Origin of the sequence: Pseudomonas sp. NFPP24 (assembly GCF_900112095.1) — a bacterium.
GTDB lineage: Bacteria > Pseudomonadota > Gammaproteobacteria > Pseudomonadales > Pseudomonadaceae > Aquipseudomonas > Aquipseudomonas extremorientalis.
The window spans coordinates 1-17,138 of the sequence record NZ_FOKD01000012.1 but is presented as its reverse complement, the minus strand read 5'-3'; the positions used below and the strand labels follow the sequence as shown (position 1 = coordinate 17,138).

The window sequence follows — 17,138 nt, the reverse complement described above, 5'->3', positions numbered from 1 at the left end:
AACAGTTTGCCCTCTCCCACCACAGCCCTTCCCCCTCGAAGCCCCCGTGATTAGGCGTCAAAAGCCAATGGCACAGAGACTGCATATTCTTTAAAAGCATGATGGAGCATGCGGTTTTATTTTTCTGAATATAAGAAAAACCTTCTCTCAACGCCTTGCCGGAGCTGTTCCATGAACCCCTTCACCCAACGTCTATTGGGCGCCTGCGCCCTTGCCCTGTGCATGCAACCGCTGGCCCACGCCACCGAAACCGATCCAGCCGAAGTCAACCTGGACTACGCGTACTACTCGCCTGTCAGCCTGGTGCTCAAGCATTTCGGCTGGCTCGAACAAGCCTTGCCGGACTCCAAAGTGGGCTGGGTATTGAGCCAGGGCAGTAACCGCTCCCTGGAATACCTCAACAGTGGCGGCGTGGATTTCGCTTCTTCGGCCAGCCTGTCCGCAGTACTGAGCCGCGCCAACGGCAGCCCGATCAAGTCTGTGTACGTCTACAGCCGCGCCGAATGGACCGCCCTGGTGGTGCGCAAGGATTCACCGCTCAACAGCGTCACCGACCTCAAGGGCAAGAAAATCGCCGCCACCAAAGGCACCGACCCGTACCTGTTCACCTTGCGCAGCCTGCAAAAGGCCGGGCTGAAAAAGGACGACGTGGAGCTGGTGCACCTGCAACACCCGGACGGCCGCACCGCCCTGGAAAAAGGTGACGTGGATGCCTGGGCCGGTCTCGACCCGCACATGGCCGCCAGTGAAATCCAGGCTGGTTCGCGCCTGTTGTACCGCAACAAGGACTTCAACAGCTACGGTGTGGTGAGCGTCACCGAGAAGTTCGCCAAGGCTCATCCGCAAACCATCACCAAGGTCATCGGCGCCTATGAAAAGGCCCGGGACTGGGCGGTCAAGCACCCGGATGAATTTGCCAGGCTGCTGGCCGACGAGTCCGGCCTGCCGTTGGAAGTGGCCAGGCTGCAACTCTCGCGTACCGACCTGAGCACGCCGTTCTTGAGCAGCAAGGACGTGGTGTCGTCCAAGGCCGCCGCACCGATCCTGGTGTCCGAAGAGTTGGTGCGCAAAGGCGTGAATGTGGACCAGGTGATCGACCAGTTGATCGACACTTCGTTCGGCCACTGAGGAGCACGTGATGACCAGCAAAACCCAAGCAGTGCCTCTTGCCACGCCCTTGGCGATCAATCGCAGTGCCTGGCCGAGGCGCCTCAAGGGCCTGGTGTTGCCGGTGCTGATCCTGCTGGTGCTGGAGGTAGTGGTTCGAGTGGGCTGGCTGCCGTCCTACCAGATGCCGGCGCCCAGCGAAATTGCGCTGACCCTCACCGACCTGGCCGAAGGCGCACTGTGGAAACACATCAGCGCCAGCCTCGGCCGGGTAGTGCTGGGGTTCGTCATTGGTGCCAGCCTGGCGTTGGTGTTTGCCGCCTGGGTGGGGTTGAGCCGTGAAGCCGAGGCCTATCTGGAACCGACCTTCGCCGGCTTGCGCTCGATCCCCAGCCTGGCCTGGGTGCCGCTGTTGCTGCTGTGGTTGGGCATCGACGAAACCTCGAAGATCGTACTGATCGCAATTGGCGCGTTTTTCCCGGTGTACCTCAACGGCGTGGCGGCCATCCGCGACATCGACCGCAAGCTGGTGGAAGTCGGGCAGATGTACGGTTTCAGTCGGCGGCGCCTGGTGCGTCGTATCCTGTTGCCGGCCGCCCTGCCCGGCCTGTTCACCGGGTTGCGCAGCGGCTTGAGCCTGGCGTGGATGTTTCTGGTGGCAGCCGAGTTGATCGCGGCCACCAAAGGCTTGGGTTACCTGCTCAGCGATGGGCGGGAGACCTCGCGGCCGGACATCGTGCTGGCGGCGATCATCGTGTTGGCGCTGCTGGGCAAGGTCAGCGATGGCCTGCTCGCCGCGCTGGAAAAGCGTTGCCTGGCCTGGCGCGATACCTTCCAGGGAGCTGGGCAATGAGCGTGCGAGCGTTGTTGGATATTCATGTAGCGCGCAAGCGTTTCGCCGACACCACCGTGCTGAAAGACGTGCGCCTGGCCCTGCAACCTCGCGAAGCCGTGAGCCTGCTGGGGCCCAGTGGTTGCGGCAAAAGCACCTTGCTGCGCATCGTCGCCGGCCTGGAACAGGACTTCCAGGGCGAACTGCGCAGCCCCGACGGCGAAGTCGCCTTTGTGTTCCAGGAACCCCGACTGATGCCCTGGCTCACGGTGGAACAGAACATCGGTTTCAGCGACGACAACCATTACGACAGGGCCTGGGTCACGCAACTGATAGAGGAAGTCGGCCTCAAGGGCTTTGCCCAGGCGTTGCCCAAGGCATTGTCCGGCGGCATGGCGCAGCGAGTGGCCATCGCACGCGGTTTGTACTCACGCCCACAGGTATTGCTGCTGGATGAACCGTTCAGCGCGGTGGACGCGTTTACCCGCATGAAGCTGCAGGACCTGCTGCTGCAACTGGCCGAACACCATGCCATCGCCTTGTTGCTGGTGACCCATGATGTCGACGAGGCGTTGTATTTGAGTGATCGGGTGCTGGTGATGGATAACCGGCCGAGCAGCATTCGCCAGGCGCTTGCAGTGGAATTGCCACACCCCAGGGACCGGCGTGATCCGCGGCTGGCGCAACTGAAGGCGCTGTCACTGACGGCGTTGCAGCAGGCACACGTGATCTAGGCGATCTTGCGCAAGGTCACCCAGTACCGCGTCCGCGCCTGCACCTCGAGCCCCAGGGTCTGGGCCAGCAGGTTGAGGATGCGGTCAGTGTCGTCCAGGCGAAAACTGCCGGTCACTCGCAATGTTTCCAGGCTCGGATCCCAGCGCAACACACCGGGACGATAACGCTCCAACTCCCGTAAAAAGTCGCCCAGTGCCTGGTTCTGTGCGGTCAGCACACCGTCGCGCCAGCCCGGTTGCAACACATCGAACGGAGCCCAGGCGCCGAGCCCGTCGGCTTGCAGCGAGGCTTGCCGACCACCCGGCAACGACGCCATTTGCCCGGTCAAGTCGCGTACTTGAACCGAGCCCTGGAGCACCGACACTAGACAGCCCTTGGTCATCTGACGGACACACATCTCAGCCTGGCTGACCCGCAACTCGCCATAGCGGGTCTGCACCGTCATCGCCGCCGCCCCTGGCACATTCAGCGCCAGCTCACCGTTCACCAGTGTGATGCGCCGCTGTGCAAGGTCCATGTCCACCGCTGTCGCCGTGTTGAGCTGCAAGCTGCCGCCATCGGCCAAGGACATGCGCCTGCGCTCGCCGGTGGCGGTGTGCAGGTCGGCGCGCCACGCCTCGATGGGCAACTGGCGGCTGACCAGCCAGGCCGTCGGCACCAAGGCTGCGATACCCAATGCGCGCTTGAGCACCGCGCGCCGCCCCAGTTGCGGACGGTCGAGGCTGGCCATCGCCAGGGCCTGGGGCAAGTCACTGAAACGCTGGCGCAGGGCCTGGGCTTTTTGCCAGGTCTGCTCGTGCTGGGGGTGGCTGTCTCGCCAGTGCTGCAACGCGGCGTGGTCACGCTCAGTGGCCGCGCCGGATTCGAGCAGCGCCAGCCATTGGGCAGCGGCGCGGGCGACGTCACGGCTCACAGGTCCACCAGCAGGCAATGTTCGTAGGCCTGGGCCATGTAGCGTTTGACCGTGCGCTCAGACACCTCGAGCCGATCGGCGATCTCCCGATAGCCCAGGCCTTCCAGCTGGCTCCACAGGAAGGCACGGCGCACCAGCACCGGCAAGCCATCGAGCAACTCGTCCAGGGCTTGCAGGGTCTCGAGCACCAGCCAGCGCTGTTCGGGCGATGGCACGCAGGCTTCCGGCAGGCTCGCCAGCGCGTTCAAATAGGCCTGCTCAAGGCTGCGTCGCTGATGGAAATTGACCAGCAGGCGTTTGCCGACGGTCACCAGATAAGCACGCGGCTCCTGCATCTGCGCAATCGGCTGGGCGCTGGCGAGTACGCGCAGGAACGTATCCTGGCTCAGGTCGGCAGCATCCCAGGCATTGCCCAGGCGCCGGCGCAGCCAGCTTTCCAGCCAACTGCGATGGTCGTGGTACAGGCTCGACAAGGTCAGTTCGGGGGCGTGGGTCGGAACAACAGCATCATTCATGGCAAGCGACCTGCGCGGCGCGAGTGAATCTCAAATGAGATTCATTCTATTTAATATCGCGCTGGCTGACCATGATCTTTTCAACACTGTGTTTATAGGGAGGCTTCAGCATCGAACAGCTGCCCACGCCCCACCACACTCCCCGGCTTGAGCACCGCCCCCGGCGCCAACACCGCATTGGCGCCGATACGGCACTGGTCGCCGAGCAACGCGCCAAACTTGTCGCAACCGGTACGCTGCAAGGTGCCGTCGACCCGCACTCGCACCTCCTTGTCATCACGCTCGTTACGGTAGTTGGCGACGATGCTCCCCGCCTCCAGGTTGATGCCGTGCCCCAGCACCGAATCACCGACGAAATTGAAGTGCGCCAGCTTGCTGCCGCTGAACATGAAGGAGGTCTTCAACTCGGCACCCGGGCCGATGATGCAGTGTTCCTCCAGCCAGCAGCCGCCGCGCAGCAGCGAACCGCTGGCGATAAAGCAATGGGCGCCGATGATCAGGGGTGGCTTGAGCAGCGCGCCCGGTTCGACGGTGGCGGTACGGTGGATGGCGATCTCGCCCTGGATGACGTACTGGTCTGCCGGCAGTTCGGCCAGGAGTTGGCGAACAACGGCTGGCGCCTGGGCGGCCAGCGCCCAGGGCGCGAGATCAGCCCAGGGTGCAAGAGGAGAGTGGGCGAAGTCTGAAATATAGTCGGTGAGGCGGATCAATGTTGAATCCTCCGGTGGTCAGAGAAGTGCAAAACGCTAACATGCGCACACCAGACTTTACTGTTTGTCTTGTTATGGATATTTTATCCAGATCAGTCAATGAGGTCCGTCCCATGCCATTGCCGACTTACCAAGATGTCATCGCTGCCGCCCAACGCCTTGACGGTGTCGCCCATCACACCCCTGTGTTCACCTCGCGCACCCTCGACGCACTGACCGGCGCCCAAGTGTTCATCAAGTGCGAAAACCTGCAACGCGCCGGTTCCTTCAAGTTCCGGGGTGCGTTCAATGCCCTGTCGCAGTTCGATGCACAGCAGCGCAAGGCCGGGGTGGTGGCGTTCTCGTCCGGCAACCACGCCCAGGGCATTGCCCTGGCGGCGCAGTTGCTGGGCATGCCGGCAACCATCGTGATGCCCAGCGATGCGCCGGCGGCCAAGGTCGCGGCGACCCGTGGCTACGGCGCCAGTGTGGTGCTGTATGACCGCTTCACCGAAGACCGCGAACAGATCGGCCGCGACCTGGCCACCGAGCAGGGCCTGACCCTGATCCCGCCCTACGACCACCCGCATATCCTTGTCGGGCAAGGCACCGCCGCCAAGGAACTGCTGGAGTTCACCGGCCCGCTGGATGGATTGTTCGTTGGCCTGGGTGGTGGCGGCATGCTCTCGGGCACGGCGTTGTCGACCCGTGCCCTGGCGCCGGATTGCCAGCTGTACGGCGTGGAACCCGAAGCCGGCAATGACGGCCAGCGCTCGTTCCGCAGCGGCAGCATCGTGCACATCGATACGCCGGCGACCATTGCCGATGGTGCCCAGACCCAGCACCTGGGCAACTGCACCTTCCCGATCATCCGCGACCAGGTCAACGACATCCTCACCGTGTCGGATGCCGAGTTGGTCGGCGCCATGAAGTTCTTTATGCAACGCATGAAAATGGTGGTCGAGCCCACTGGCTGCCTGGGCTTAGCCGCGTTGCTCAACGAGGGTGAACGTTTCAAGGGCCAGCGCGTGGGCATTATCGTCACCGGTGGCAACGTCGATATCGAAAAGTACGCGGCCCTGCTCTGCGAGGCCTCATGAACATCATCCAGACCGCCCATGCGGCACAGCCTGCCGGCCATTACTCGCAAGCCATCCGCCACGGCGACACGCTGTATATCTCCGGCCAATTGCCGGTGAGCCCGGATGGGCGGCACAACCTGGCAGCGTCATTTGCCGAACAGGCACGAATTGCCCTGGATAATCTATTGGCCATCCTCAACGCCGCCGGCGGAACCGCGCAGGACCTGGTGAAGGTCACCGTGTACGTAGCCGGCGTCGAGCATTGGCCGGCCTTCGATGGCCTTTATGCTGCCGCGCTGGGCGAGCACCGCCCTGCCCGTGCGGTGGTGCCGGTGCCGGAGTTGCACCACGGTTACCTGATCGAGATCGAGGCCATGGCGCGCTACTTGGCGTAGGTGTAGACCGCCGCACGCGACACGCCCAGATGGGACGCTACCGTTTCCATGGCCCGGCGGATGTCCAGGCAACCCGAGTCCTTGAGTTCCTGCATCAGCACACGCCGGTCGGCCGTCTTCAGCGCGCGCGGAGTGGTGGCCAGGCGTGCGGCGAACTGGTCGATGCGCGCACGGATCACGTCGGCGCCGGAAGGGTCCAGGGACTCGATGAGCTTGTCGCCGCTGACCGAGCCGAATTGTTCGAGCATGCCTTGCAAGCCCCGGAACAACGAGAGGTCGACGTTCATGCACAAGGCCGCGACGTACTCGCCGCCGGCGCCCTTGATGCCGATCGACGTGCTCTTGACCTGGCGGCCGTCGCTGAACTGGTTCTGGTAGTTGGCGATGACTTGCGGGTAGTCGGGGTCGGCAATGCGCGCCAGGCCCAGCTCAGTGGTCGGGTCGCCCGGTGCACGCCCGGACAAGTTGTTGTGGATGGCCAGGATCGAGTGCCGGGGGTCGCGCAAGTCGTGCAGGACCACTTCGCAGAAGGGGCTGAAGGTCTTGCTCAGGCCCTCGGCGATCTGTTCGAGCTGGCTGATCAAGTGAGTATCGTCGGGAGAGGTGGTTTTCATGCAAGACAACATATCCAGTCCTGGACAGGGCGTCAATTTACCCCCTGCCCCTCAGTGTGGCGCCCGTACCCGAGGCGTGCGGTCAGAGACCACGCTGGCGCAACCACTGCAGAAAGCCTTTCTTGACAGGCACCACCGGTGCCTCTTGCGTCAGCGCCTGCGCGGCGTGCACACGGAAATCCAGCAAAGCCTTCATCGCTTCGCCGATGTCGTGGCGCGCATCCAGGCACGGCTTCAAGTATTCCTTCTCGATGCGGTACAGGGTGCAGAACGTCTTGGCCGAGAAATCCGCCAGCGTCGCCTGGTCCGACAGGATCCCGGCCTCGCCGATCACCTCACCCGGCCCCATGCGCCCGGCTTCGAATTTGTGCCCGCCCTTGGTCAGCATCACCGAGACCACACCGGACTCAACGATGAACAAATGATCGCTGACCTCCCCGGCCGGCAGGATCATCTCGCCGGCGCGATAGGTGTGCAGGGTCATGTTCTGGCTGAAGGTGTCTTTCTCTTCCTGGCGCAGGGTGGAAAAAATCGACGAACGCTCCAATAAAGCGCGCGCTGCGGACATGGCCGGTGGCGCGCTGCTTTCAGTGGCCGACAGCACGCCGACGCCCGCCGCCTGCAAATGCCGGAAAGCCAAGTCATAAAGCTGGTTGCGCACTTCGCGCTTGAGGGCCATGGCCGGTACGAATCCGCTGATTTCATACTCGACGCCACCACTGGCCGACGTCTTGAACGCCACACTTGGCGCCGGCGTGCCCAGCAGCGGCCGACACCCTTGCATCGCCCGCTCCAGGGCTTCGATCACCGTTTGCGGCCGCGCATGGGGGCTGACCTGCAGGCTGACCGCCAGGCCGAACATGTCCGCCGGGCGCGAGAAATTGATGATCTTGGCCTTGGCCGCCAGGGAGTTGGGAATCACCGCCATGCTGCCCTGGGAGGTTTGCAGGCGCGTGGCGCGCCAATCGATGTCCGTCACCCGGCCTTCGGTGCCGTCGATGGAGATCCAGTCATCGATTTGATAAGGCTTGGTGGTGTTGAGGACGATCCCGGAGAATACGTCACTCAAGGTACTTTGCAGCGCCAGGCCGACAATGATCGCTACCGCGCCGGAGGTGGCGAGCACACCCTTGACCGGCAAGTCGAGCACGTAGGCCATGGCGGCAATGATCGCGATCAGGAAGATCACCGCCCCCATCAGGTCCTGCAACAGGCGGCCGGTATGCCCGACCCGCTGCATCATGAGCGTGCCGAGCAACACGGTCAGCGTACGCGCCGCGAACAGCCACCAGCCGATCTGCAACGCTGTGGCGGCCAGGTGCAAGGCGGTGTTGTCCGCATAGGGCGCCAGTTGCATGGGGTTCATGCCGTCGTTGAACAGCACCGCGCTGAACACCGCGAAGATCACCAACCGCGCCGCCAGCTTCCAGTTGGCGAGGTTGGCGGAAATCAGGCGCCACACGGCGATGTCGATCAAGATCAGCGCCAGGGCGCACAGCATCGGGTGATCAGCGATAAATGAGGGCATCCAGGCGACTCCAGGGCGAATGCCGTGAAGATCGCATGAAATGCCGCGCCAGGGTATAGCGGGTGTGCTTACATCTGCCCGAAACGACCCGACTGAAAGTCCACGAACGCCTGGTGAATCTCCTGCTCGGTATTCATCACAAACGGCCCGTGCCCGACGATCGGCTCGTCAATCGGCTCACCGCTGAGCAGCAGCACCTTGGCGTCATCATCGGACTCCAGTGTCAGTTGGCTACCCTCGCGCTCGAACAACGCCAATTGCCCCTGCCGCGCAACTTGCTCGCCATTGACCAGTACCGTGCCGCGCAGGATCACCAGGGCGGTGTTGCGCCCTTCGTGCAGGTCCAGGGTGACGGGCTTGCCGGGGTTCAGGCGCAGGTCCCACACGTCAATCGGCGTAAAGGTACGGGCCGGGCCCTGGGTGCCGGCAAACTCACCGGCAATCAGGCGCAGTTGCCCGGCGTCGTCGGCCAAGGGCAGTACCGGGATATCGCCATCCACAATCGTCTGGTAACCGGCATCGGCCATTTTGTCCTTGGCCGGCAGGTTGACCCACAGTTGCACCATCTCCAGCGCGCCGCCCTGGCGGGCGAAGGCGGCGGAGTGGAACTCTTCGTGGAGGATGCCTTTGGCAGCGGTCATCCATTGCACGTCGCCGGGGCCGATGGTGCCGCCGGCACCCGTGGAATCGCGGTGTTCGACTTCGCCGTCGTAGACGATGGTCACGGTTTCAAAGCCGCGATGGGGGTGCTGGCCGACGCCGCGACGCTGCTCGGTCGGGGTGAAATCGGCCGGGCCGGCGTGGTCCAGCAACAGGAATGGGCTGATGTGCTTGCCCATGGCGTCGTAGGAAAACAACGTGCGCACCGGGAAGCCGTCGCCGACCCAATGGGCGCGGGGGCTGGTGTAGATGCCGATAAGCTTTTTCATGGTGTACCTCCAAAGTGCATACACCATAAGGCTGCTGGCGGTTGAGCACTAGCCGGCAAAAGCAGCCCTGTTCGTCCTACGTATAGGACAATCCCTTGGCCTGACGTTGCCGCAGCAGGTGAAACGCCACGAACGCCGTCAGCGCGAAGCTGGCCTGGATGATGATCATCGGCGCGGCACTGCCGTCCCGCAACTGGCTCAACAAGACACCACTGCAGGTGGCGCCGAACATCTGCGCAAACCCCATCAGTCCCGCCGCCAGGCCTGCACGATGCGCATTGGGCATCACGCCACCGGTCACCGCACCCGGCAACACCAGGCCACCGCCCAGGGTGACCAGCGCAATCGGGATGTCCAGGCCGAGCACCGACAGGCCGAACAGTTCATAAATGACCACGGCCGACACCCCGCCGGCGGCGACCATCGTCACGCCCATCGCCACAATCCGCTGAGGCCCTAGACGCATGATGTTGCGGCGGGTATAGGTGGACCCCACGATCAGCATCGATACGATCAGGCCGAAATTGATGCCGTACTCCAGGCTGCTGAAGCCCAGCAGGTTGATGAACACCGCCGACGAACCGGCGATTACCGCAAACATGGCGCCATAGGTGCACGCCAATGCCACGGCGAACGCCCGGTACTGGCGCCCCTTGAGCAGGTCCAGGTATTGCCCGCCGAGGGTACGCCAGTGACCGGCCTTGGGGTCTAGGTAGTGGTTACTCTCGCGAAAGAACAGCAACGCCAGCAACAGCACCACGCTGCCAATCGCCAGCGCCAGGAGGATCGGCGCGTGCCAGCCGAACAGCTTGATCAGCAGGCCACCGACCATCGGCGCCACCACGATGGCGTAGAGCATGCCGATCATGGTCAGCGCCAGGGCCGGCCCGGCTTCGGCCTTCCACACATCCCGCACCACCGTGCGCGCCAGCACCAGCGCAGCACAGGCGCCCAGGCCTTGCAGCACGCGGGCGGCAATGAACTGGTGGATGTCGTGGACCAGCAGCATCGACAAGGTTGCCAGCACGTACAGCACCAGGCCGCCGATCAGCACCGGGCGCCGGCCGATACGGTCCGACAGCGGGCCGAACAACAGTTGCCCAAGGCCGAAAGCGGCGACAAATGCCGAGAGCGCCATCAGTGCCGAACCCGCCGGCGCCGCCAGCGCCTGCTCGATGGCGCCCAGGCCGGGAATGATCAATTGGGTCGAGACCTCACCCAGTGCCGTCAGGGCCACCAGTAAAAACAGCAGGCTTCGCGATGGGAGCGGGGCGTTTGTCATGGGGAGCATCCGGGGGCTGGATTAATTTATATTTCGACCATAATATGCGTAAAAAATTATGTCCATAATTTTTTGCCCAATGGTTACCCCGGAGCCCGCCATGCACCCTCTCCCCCTGCGTCTTCTCACGCCCCTGGCCCTGTTGATCGTCCTCAATGGCTGCAACAGCAAGGCCGACACCGCCGCCGAAGTTCCTCAACCTCGCCCTGTCCTGGCCGCCAAAGTAGAAGCGGCCGGCACCCAGCAAAGCGCCTATACCGGCGTGGTCGCGGCGCGTACCGAAAGCGACCTGGGGTTCCGGGTCGGCGGCAAGGTCATCGAACGCAAGGTCGACCCCGGCCAGCATGTGTCCCGTGGTGACACCCTGCTGGTGCTGGATATCGGCGACTTCGAACTGGCCCTGCGCTCGGCAAAAAACCGCGTCAGCGCCGCCCAGGCACAATTGCGCCAACGCCGTGACGACGAAAACCGCTATCAGCGCCTGGCCAGCACCGGCGCCGTGTCGCGGCAGATCTTCGACCAATCGGCAACCAATCTGCGCGTGGCCGAAGCCGAACTGGCCGCGGCGCAATCCGACGCCAGCCAGATCGAAAACCGCCGCACCTACTCGGTGCTCAAGGCCGATGGCGACGGCATCATCACCGATGTGCGGGCAGACCGCGGCCAGGTGGTCGCCGAAGGACAGATCGTCGCGCGCCTGGCCCACGACGGTGCCCGTGAAGCTATCGTCAACCTGCCGGAAAACCAACGCGAACAAGCCTCGCAGAAAGCCCTGGCCTTCGCCTTCGGCGCTCCGGACCAGGCGGTGACCGCCACCTTGCGCGAACTGTCCGCCAGCGCTGACCCGACCACCCGCACCTACCGCGCCCGCTACGTATTGCATGGCGCCGTCGATCGCTTCGCCCTCGGCTCGACCATCACCGTACGCCTGCAAGGCAACGGCCAGGCCCAGCAAACCCGGGTACCCATCGGCGCCTTGCAGGATGCCGGGCAAGGCACCGGTGTCTGGGTAATCGGCACAGACGACAAGGTCAGTTTCGCCCCGGTGAAAGTCGCCAGCCTCGGCCAGGAAGACGCGCTGCTCGACAGTGGTGTAACCCCCGGTCAAATCGTCGTCGCCCTGGGTGCGCACCTGCTGCACGACGGTGACGCCGTACGCCTGCTGCCCGCCCAGGTCCTGGCCCTCAACCGCAAACAGGACAACTGAGCATGCGTGGTATCAACCTCTCTGAACTGGCGGTCAAGCACCGTGCGGTCACGTTGTTCCTGATCATTGCGATCCTGGCCGCCGGGGTGTTCTCGTTTGGCAAGCTCGGTCGCGCCGAAGACCCGTCCTTCACCGTCAAGGTGATGACCATCACTGCCGCCTGGCCCGGCGCCACCGCCCAGGAAATGCAGGAGCAAGTGGCCGACCGCCTGGAAAAACGCCTGCAGGAACTGGACTACTACGACCGCGTCGAGACCATCGCCCAGCCGGGTTTCGTGTCGATGCGCATGACGTACAAGGAGTCCACGCGGCCCAGCGAAATCCAGGACCTGTTCTACCAGACCCGAAAAAAACTCAGCGATGAAGCCGCCAGACTGCCCAAGGGCGTGAGCGGGCCGTTCTTCAACGATGAATATTCCGATGTGTATTTTGCGCTGTACGCCCTGGAGGCCGAACACCTGCCCCATCGACAGCAGGTGCAGATGGCTGAGGAACTGCGCCAGGGTTTCCTCAACCTGCCAGGGGTGAAGAAGGTCAATATCCTCGGCGAGCAGGCGCAACGGGTGTTCGTGGAGTTTTCCTATGAGCGCCTGGCGACCCTGGGCATCAAGCCGGATCAGATTTTCTCGGCGTTGGCCGCGCAGAACGCCGTGGCGCCGTCGGGCTTTGTCGAGACCGCCGGCGCCCGTGCCTACATCCGTATCGACGGCGCGTTCGACAGCCTGTCACTGATCGAAAACGTGCCGCTGGAAGTCAACGGCCGCGTGCTGCGCATCGCCGATGTGGCCACCGTCAGCCGAGGTTATGAAGACCCGCCCAGCTACCGCATCCGCCACCAGGGCGACCCGGCGCTGATGCTCGGCGTGATCATGGAGAAACACTGGAACGGCCTGGAACTGGACAAGAGCCTCAAGGCCCAGGAAGCCAGAATCCAGGCCGACCTGCCGCTCGGGGTCAACTTCGCCAAAGTCTCCGACCAGGCGAAAAACATCAGCCTGGCGGTCAACGAGTTCATGCTCAAGTTCTTCGTTGCCCTCGCCGTGGTGATGGTCATCAGCCTGTTGGCCTTGGGCTTTCGTGTCGGCCTGGTGGTGGCCGCTGCGGTGCCGCTGACCTTGTCGGTGGTGTTTGTGATCATGCTGCTGACCGGGCGTGAATTCGACCGCATTACCCTGGGCGCGCTGATTATTTCCCTGGGGTTGTTGGTGGATGACGCGATCATCGCCATCGAGATGATGGTGGTGAAACTGGAGGAAGGTTTCGACCGCATCCACGCCGCCACCTTTGCCTGGAGCTCCACGGCGGCGCCGATGCTCACTGGCACGCTGGTGACGATCATCGGCTTTCTACCGGTGGGTTTTGCGCGCTCCGGCGCCGGGGAATATGCCGGCAATATCTTCTGGATCGTCGGTTTTGCGCTGATTTCATCCTGGCTGGTGGCGGTGGTGTTCACACCTTACCTGGGCGTGAAGCTGCTACCGCAGATCAAGCCGGTGCCCGGCGGGCATGACGCAATCTACGCCGGGCGCTACTACCAGAAACTGCGCACGCTGGTGGAGGCCTGTGTGCACAGGCGCTGGCTGGTGACCGGGCTGGTGGTGGCGGCGTTTGTGCTGTGCGGGCTGGGCATGGGTGTGGTGAAGAAGCAGTTCTTTCCCAACTCCGACCGTTCCGAACTGATTCTTGAGGTGTACATGCCGCCGGGCAGCGCCTTTAAAAGTACCGAAGCGGTAGCCGCACAGTTGGAAAAAGCCCTGCTGCAAGAGCCGCAAACCACGATGGTCGACACCTATGTAGGCGGCGGTGCGCCACGCTTTTTCCTGTCGCTGAACCCTGAACTGCCGGACCCGGCGTTTGCCAAGCTGATCGTGCAGACCCCGGACTCCCATGCCCGCGATGCATTGAAACTGCGCATGCGCGAGCGGATTGCGGCCGGTGAGTTCCCGGCGGCGCGGGTACGCGTCACGCAGTTGCTGTTCGGCCCGCCTGTGCCATTCCCGGTGGTGTTCCGTGTGTCCGGCCCGAATGTGGATGTGCTGCGTGGCGTGTCCGAAGCCGTGCGCAAAGTCGTCGCCGCCAACAAGTTGACCAAGGATGCCTTCCTCGATTGGGGCGAGCGCACCAGCGGCTATCGCCTGGTGCTGGATCAGGACCGCCTGCGTTTGCTGGGCTTCACCCCCAACGAGGTCAAATCCCAGCTCAACGCCCTGCTCAGCGGCAACCCCATCACCGAAGTGCGCGAAGGCAACCGTACCGTCTCCGTGGTCGCTCGCGCCCAGGGCAGCCAGCGCGAAGACCTCGGCAACCTCAACAACATGACCCTCACCAACAGCGCCGGCACCTCCGTGCCGCTGGCCCAGGTCGGGCATTTCCAGGCGGTGATGGAAGAACCGATCCTCAAGCGCCGCAACCGCGCGACCACCGTCGAAGTGCGCGCCGACATCATCGACGGCGTGCAACCGCCGGACGTGGAAATGGCCGTGTATAAAGACCTGCAGCCGCTGATTGCCACACTGCCCGCCGGTTACCAGATCGACATCGGCGGCCCGGTGGAAGAAAGCGCCAAGGCCAACGTCGCCCTGGCCGCGCTGTTCCCGATCATGATCCTGCTGACCCTCACGGTGATCATGTTCCAGGTGCGCTCGTTCGGCGTGATGTTCATGGTCTTCGCCACGGCGCCGCTGGGCTTGATCGGTGCGGTGCCGACCTTGCTGCTGTTCAACCAGCCGTTCGGGTTCAACGCAATCCTGGGCTTGATCGGGATTGGCGGGATACTGATGCGCAACACGCTGATCTTTACCGACCAGATTCGCCAGAACCAGGACCACGGCATGGCCATTCGCGAGGCAATCATCGAAGCCACCGTGCGGCGTGCACGGCCGGTGATCCTGACCGCGCTGGCGGCGGCGCTGGCGTTTATTCCGCTGACGTTGTCGGTCTTCTGGTCGTCCCTGGCCTACGTGCTGATCGGTGGGGTGCTGGTGGGCACCGTGTTGACGCTGTTGTTCTTGCCGGCGCTGTGCAGCCTGGTGCTGGGGCGGGAGAAGACGAGAGTTGTCGAAACGTCCCACGTAAGCGCCGGATAAGCTCTACTCCCCTCCCCTGAAAAGGTCCGCAAAGTCCCTCGCCTGACTACACAGTGCGAGGGATTGCAGATGGACTTTCTGGTTGTTGGAGCTGTTTCTTGAACCCGGCCATTGGCAGGCTGGCCCTGACCCCAATGGATGTGAAGACGGTCGATATCGAGCGCGTCTTTCGCGATTTCCGGGAATGCCTGAATACCTTTGACGCGTGGGCTTCAAGCTTTTGGAGCGTTTCGGCGCTGGATGTCGAGCAAGTCTTCAAGGTCGGGGATGAAGTGGCGCTGGTCGCGCCGATCAACCGTTCTCTTTACCCAAGCACCACCGTTGCGACTTGCCAGGCCAACGGCAAGCTGACCCTGGTGCACCTGTTCCAAAGCACGCGATTTGTACCCATCGGCAACACGCCGGTGATGGTGCAGCGTGTCGACCCCAACGGCGGCCCACTGGGCGAGCCGATCCACACGACCATCGGCCCCAGCGGCATCCTCGAAATCGACCAGTGTGAGCGCGACCAGCAATACCGGGTCAGCTTCTATCCCAACGTTTCCGAGGATCACCTCAAGGCGCTGTATGCGTCTTATCAATCGGTGATTGATGGGTTGGAAGTTCGCCTGCGCGAAGAGTGGAAAAACACCTTCGAAGCCCAGTGGAAAGACTACACAGACGCCAGCCCGCTTGATCAACGCAGGCTGCTGGAGAAGGCGTTTCTTCATGGCATGGGTAAGGCGTTCTACAGCCTTTGGGACAATTTCACACAACTGTACGACCTGCTGGCGGACCTCAAGAGCAACAGCCAGAAGTTGCTGCAATACGTCTCCCAGACCGAACTGGATGACCTGCTGAAACTGGGCAAGGACGCCATCGCCCATGGCCTGCTGGTGCTCTGCGACGAGCCGCTGATGTTTATCTACCTGTCGGCGATCTGCAGTTGGATACGGATGTTGCCGCCGCAAGCGATGAGCGAGGTGATGGGGGAAATCACCGGCGACGTGTTGATCGCTTTGCTGTTGGTGAGGGTTGCGGGAGCCATGGGCGTGACCGTGCGCCTGGGTGCCCAAGTGATGAGTCACATCAAGCCTGGCCGGGCTCGCCAGTGGCTGGAGATGCTCGCGGACCAGTTGGTCGGGCCTCGGTTGGAGGCGCATGTCGAGGCGGCCAGGCCGTTGCTGCTGGGTAGCTCCGCGACGCCGGTCCGGGTGATTCCGAATGCGCCGTTGAAAGCTGGGGATCAGGTGGTTTCCAACGCGGTGCCGGTGGTGCGCAACAAGTCCCAGCGAACCGCGTTGGTGCGGCAGGAGACCGTGGATGATGTGCCGGTTTCTGCTCGCAACCCGAATGGGGATGCGGCGGCATCTTCGGACAAGACCGTCACCAACGGCTGCCCGGTGTCGATGGTCACCGGCGAGGAACTCCTGACCCTCACCGATGGGACGCTGGACGGGATCTTGCCGTTTGAGTGGACGCGGTTGTATCGCACCAGTGCGGTGGAAGTGGATGTCGGGCTGGGGTTTGGTTGGAGTCACGCGCTGGCGCATCGGCTGGTGGTTGTGGGTGACGCGGTGGTGTGGACCGATCATGAAAACCGCTCCACTACCCTGCCCTTGCCGTCTGCTTTTCGCCCTGCGATCACCAACAGCCTGGCCGAAGCGGCGATCTATTTGGGTGCTGTGCCTGATGAACTGGTGCTGGCCCAGGCGTCACGTTTCTACCACTTCCGCGACGGTGTGCTGACAGCGATCAGCGACGCGTATGACAACCGCCTGCGCATTTCCCGGGATTTTCTGGGGCGCATTGAGCGGGTGGATAACGGCGTCGGGCGCTCGCTGTTCTTGCGTTATGCGTCGGGCCGCATCGTGGCGGTGGATTACCAGATTCATCGCGTTGTGGATGAGGGTCCGTTTGTGTGGGTGACGGAGCAAACGGTTGTTTCCTACGCCTATGACGACTTTGGGCGACTGGTTTCAGTGACCAACGCGGTCGGTGAAAGCGAGGTTTATCGCTACGACGAACAGCACGTCATTCTTGAGCGTGGTTTGGCCGGTGGGGCGAGTTTCTTCTGGGAGTGGGAACGGTCTGGCAAGGCGGCGCGTTGTGTCCGGCATTGGGCCAGTTTCTCGCAGATGGACACGCGTTATGCCTGGGATGACAACGGCCAGGTCACGGTGTTTAACGCCGATGGCAGCCAGGAAGTCTACGTGCATGACCAGCGGGCGCGGCTGGTGCAGCG

The 17,138-nt window shown here is 63.0% G+C and carries 15 protein-coding genes; 8 read left to right on the top strand and 7 right to left on the bottom strand.

The window, feature by feature from the left end; translation table 11 throughout:
- Positions 1-171: 171 nt before the first annotated feature.
- Genes BM026_RS23115 through BM026_RS23105 form a run of 3 tightly spaced genes read left to right on the top strand, consistent with a single transcriptional unit; the run spans position 172 to position 2,673 of the window.
- Positions 172-1,128 carry an aliphatic sulfonate ABC transporter substrate-binding protein gene (locus BM026_RS23115; protein ID WP_093530203.1) on the top strand — a complete coding sequence of 319 codons (957 nt, stop codon included), beginning with the start codon at positions 172-174 and terminating at the stop codon, positions 1,126-1,128.
- A 10-nt stretch (positions 1,129-1,138) separates the two neighbouring features.
- Positions 1,139-1,960 (top strand): ABC transporter permease, encoded by an 822-nt coding sequence (locus BM026_RS23110; protein ID WP_092250254.1) that lies wholly within the window; start codon positions 1,139-1,141, stop codon positions 1,958-1,960.
- Positions 1,957-2,673 (top strand): ABC transporter ATP-binding protein, encoded by a 717-nt coding sequence (locus BM026_RS23105; RefSeq protein WP_092250256.1) that lies wholly within the window; start codon positions 1,957-1,959, stop codon positions 2,671-2,673. Before BM026_RS23110 ends, BM026_RS23105 begins: the two co-directional genes overlap by 4 nt.
- On the opposite strand, the gene BM026_RS23100 is transcribed toward BM026_RS23105, so the two are convergent.
- The 3 genes from BM026_RS23100 to BM026_RS23090 all read right to left on the bottom strand — a co-directional run bounded on the left by BM026_RS23100 (position 2,670) and on the right by BM026_RS23090 (position 4,812).
- The gene (locus BM026_RS23100) at positions 2,670-3,587 is read right to left on the bottom strand and encodes a FecR domain-containing protein (protein WP_093530201.1); all 918 of its coding nucleotides are present in this window, start codon (positions 3,585-3,587) and stop codon (positions 2,670-2,672) included. The genes BM026_RS23105 and BM026_RS23100 overlap by 4 nt on opposite strands.
- Positions 3,584-4,102, bottom strand: coding sequence for a sigma-70 family RNA polymerase sigma factor (locus tag BM026_RS23095; RefSeq protein ID WP_093530199.1), 519 nt, complete (start codon positions 4,100-4,102; stop codon positions 3,584-3,586). Before BM026_RS23095 ends, BM026_RS23100 begins: the two co-directional genes overlap by 4 nt.
- Positions 4,103-4,194: 92 nt before the next feature.
- Positions 4,195-4,812, bottom strand: a complete 618-nt coding sequence (locus BM026_RS23090; RefSeq protein ID WP_093120920.1) for an LbetaH domain-containing protein — start codon at positions 4,810-4,812, stop codon at positions 4,195-4,197.
- 113 nt (positions 4,813-4,925) lie between these two features.
- Here BM026_RS23090 and BM026_RS23085 point away from each other — a divergent pair, with 113 nt between their 5' ends.
- Both BM026_RS23085 and BM026_RS23080 read left to right on the top strand, forming a co-directional pair.
- Entirely contained in the window at positions 4,926-5,891 is a 966-nt protein-coding gene (locus tag BM026_RS23085) for a threo-3-hydroxy-L-aspartate ammonia-lyase (protein WP_093530197.1), read from the top strand.
- Positions 5,888-6,268 (top strand): RidA family protein, encoded by a 381-nt coding sequence (locus tag BM026_RS23080; RefSeq protein WP_071489547.1) that lies wholly within the window; start codon positions 5,888-5,890, stop codon positions 6,266-6,268. The genes BM026_RS23085 and BM026_RS23080 overlap by 4 nt, the downstream gene beginning before the upstream one ends.
- Here BM026_RS23080 and BM026_RS23075 read toward each other — a convergent pair.
- From BM026_RS23075 to BM026_RS23060, 4 genes are all read right to left on the bottom strand, one after another.
- The gene (locus BM026_RS23075) at positions 6,256-6,882 is read right to left on the bottom strand and encodes a helix-turn-helix transcriptional regulator (protein ID WP_071489548.1); all 627 of its coding nucleotides are present in this window, start codon (positions 6,880-6,882) and stop codon (positions 6,256-6,258) included. The genes BM026_RS23080 and BM026_RS23075 overlap by 13 nt on opposite strands.
- Positions 6,883-6,964: 82 nt before the next feature.
- Positions 6,965-8,410 carry a mechanosensitive ion channel family protein gene (locus BM026_RS23070; RefSeq protein WP_092250268.1) on the bottom strand — a complete coding sequence of 482 codons (1,446 nt, stop codon included), beginning with the start codon at positions 8,408-8,410 and terminating at the stop codon, positions 6,965-6,967.
- A gap of 68 nt (positions 8,411-8,478) precedes the next feature.
- Positions 8,479-9,339, bottom strand: a complete 861-nt coding sequence (locus tag BM026_RS23065) for a pirin family protein (protein WP_093530195.1) — start codon at positions 9,337-9,339, stop codon at positions 8,479-8,481.
- Between the two features lie 76 nt (positions 9,340-9,415).
- The gene (locus tag BM026_RS23060; RefSeq protein ID WP_093513177.1) at positions 9,416-10,621 is read right to left on the bottom strand and encodes a multidrug effflux MFS transporter; all 1,206 of its coding nucleotides are present in this window, start codon (positions 10,619-10,621) and stop codon (positions 9,416-9,418) included.
- A 100-nt stretch (positions 10,622-10,721) separates the two neighbouring features.
- Here BM026_RS23060 and BM026_RS23055 point away from each other — a divergent pair, with 100 nt between their 5' ends.
- The 3 genes from BM026_RS23055 to BM026_RS23045 all read left to right on the top strand — a co-directional run.
- Positions 10,722-11,828 carry an efflux RND transporter periplasmic adaptor subunit gene (locus BM026_RS23055; RefSeq protein WP_092250270.1) on the top strand — a complete coding sequence of 369 codons (1,107 nt, stop codon included), beginning with the start codon at positions 10,722-10,724 and terminating at the stop codon, positions 11,826-11,828.
- Between the two features lie 2 nt (positions 11,829-11,830).
- On the top strand, positions 11,831-14,914 hold the full coding sequence (locus tag BM026_RS23050) for an efflux RND transporter permease subunit (protein WP_092250272.1): 3,084 nt from the start codon (positions 11,831-11,833) through the stop codon (positions 14,912-14,914).
- Between the two features lie 134 nt (positions 14,915-15,048).
- The coding region (locus BM026_RS23045; RefSeq protein ID WP_175507970.1) for an RHS repeat domain-containing protein at positions 15,049-17,138 on the top strand (2,090 nt) is incomplete at its 3' end.

Coding starts and splice junctions, on each gene's coding strand:
- BM026_RS23115 (WP_093530203.1), top strand. CDS start 172: ATGAACCCCTTCACCCAACGTCTATTGGGCGCCTGCGCCCTTGCCCTG.
- BM026_RS23110 (WP_092250254.1), top strand. CDS start 1,139: ATGACCAGCAAAACCCAAGCAGTGCCTCTTGCCACGCCCTTGGCGATC.
- BM026_RS23105 (WP_092250256.1), top strand. CDS start 1,957: ATGAGCGTGCGAGCGTTGTTGGATATTCATGTAGCGCGCAAGCGTTTC.
- BM026_RS23095 (WP_093530199.1), bottom strand. CDS start 4,102: ATGAATGATGCTGTTGTTCCGACCCACGCCCCCGAACTGACCTTGTCG.
- BM026_RS23085 (WP_093530197.1), top strand. CDS start 4,926: ATGCCATTGCCGACTTACCAAGATGTCATCGCTGCCGCCCAACGCCTT.
- BM026_RS23080 (WP_071489547.1), top strand. CDS start 5,888: ATGAACATCATCCAGACCGCCCATGCGGCACAGCCTGCCGGCCATTAC.
- BM026_RS23075 (WP_071489548.1), bottom strand. CDS start 6,882: ATGAAAACCACCTCTCCCGACGATACTCACTTGATCAGCCAGCTCGAA.
- BM026_RS23070 (WP_092250268.1), bottom strand. CDS start 8,410: ATGCCCTCATTTATCGCTGATCACCCGATGCTGTGCGCCCTGGCGCTG.
- BM026_RS23065 (WP_093530195.1), bottom strand. CDS start 9,339: ATGAAAAAGCTTATCGGCATCTACACCAGCCCCCGCGCCCATTGGGTC.
- BM026_RS23060 (WP_093513177.1), bottom strand. CDS start 10,621: ATGACAAACGCCCCGCTCCCATCGCGAAGCCTGCTGTTTTTACTGGTG.
- BM026_RS23055 (WP_092250270.1), top strand. CDS start 10,722: ATGCACCCTCTCCCCCTGCGTCTTCTCACGCCCCTGGCCCTGTTGATC.
- BM026_RS23050 (WP_092250272.1), top strand. CDS start 11,831: ATGCGTGGTATCAACCTCTCTGAACTGGCGGTCAAGCACCGTGCGGTC.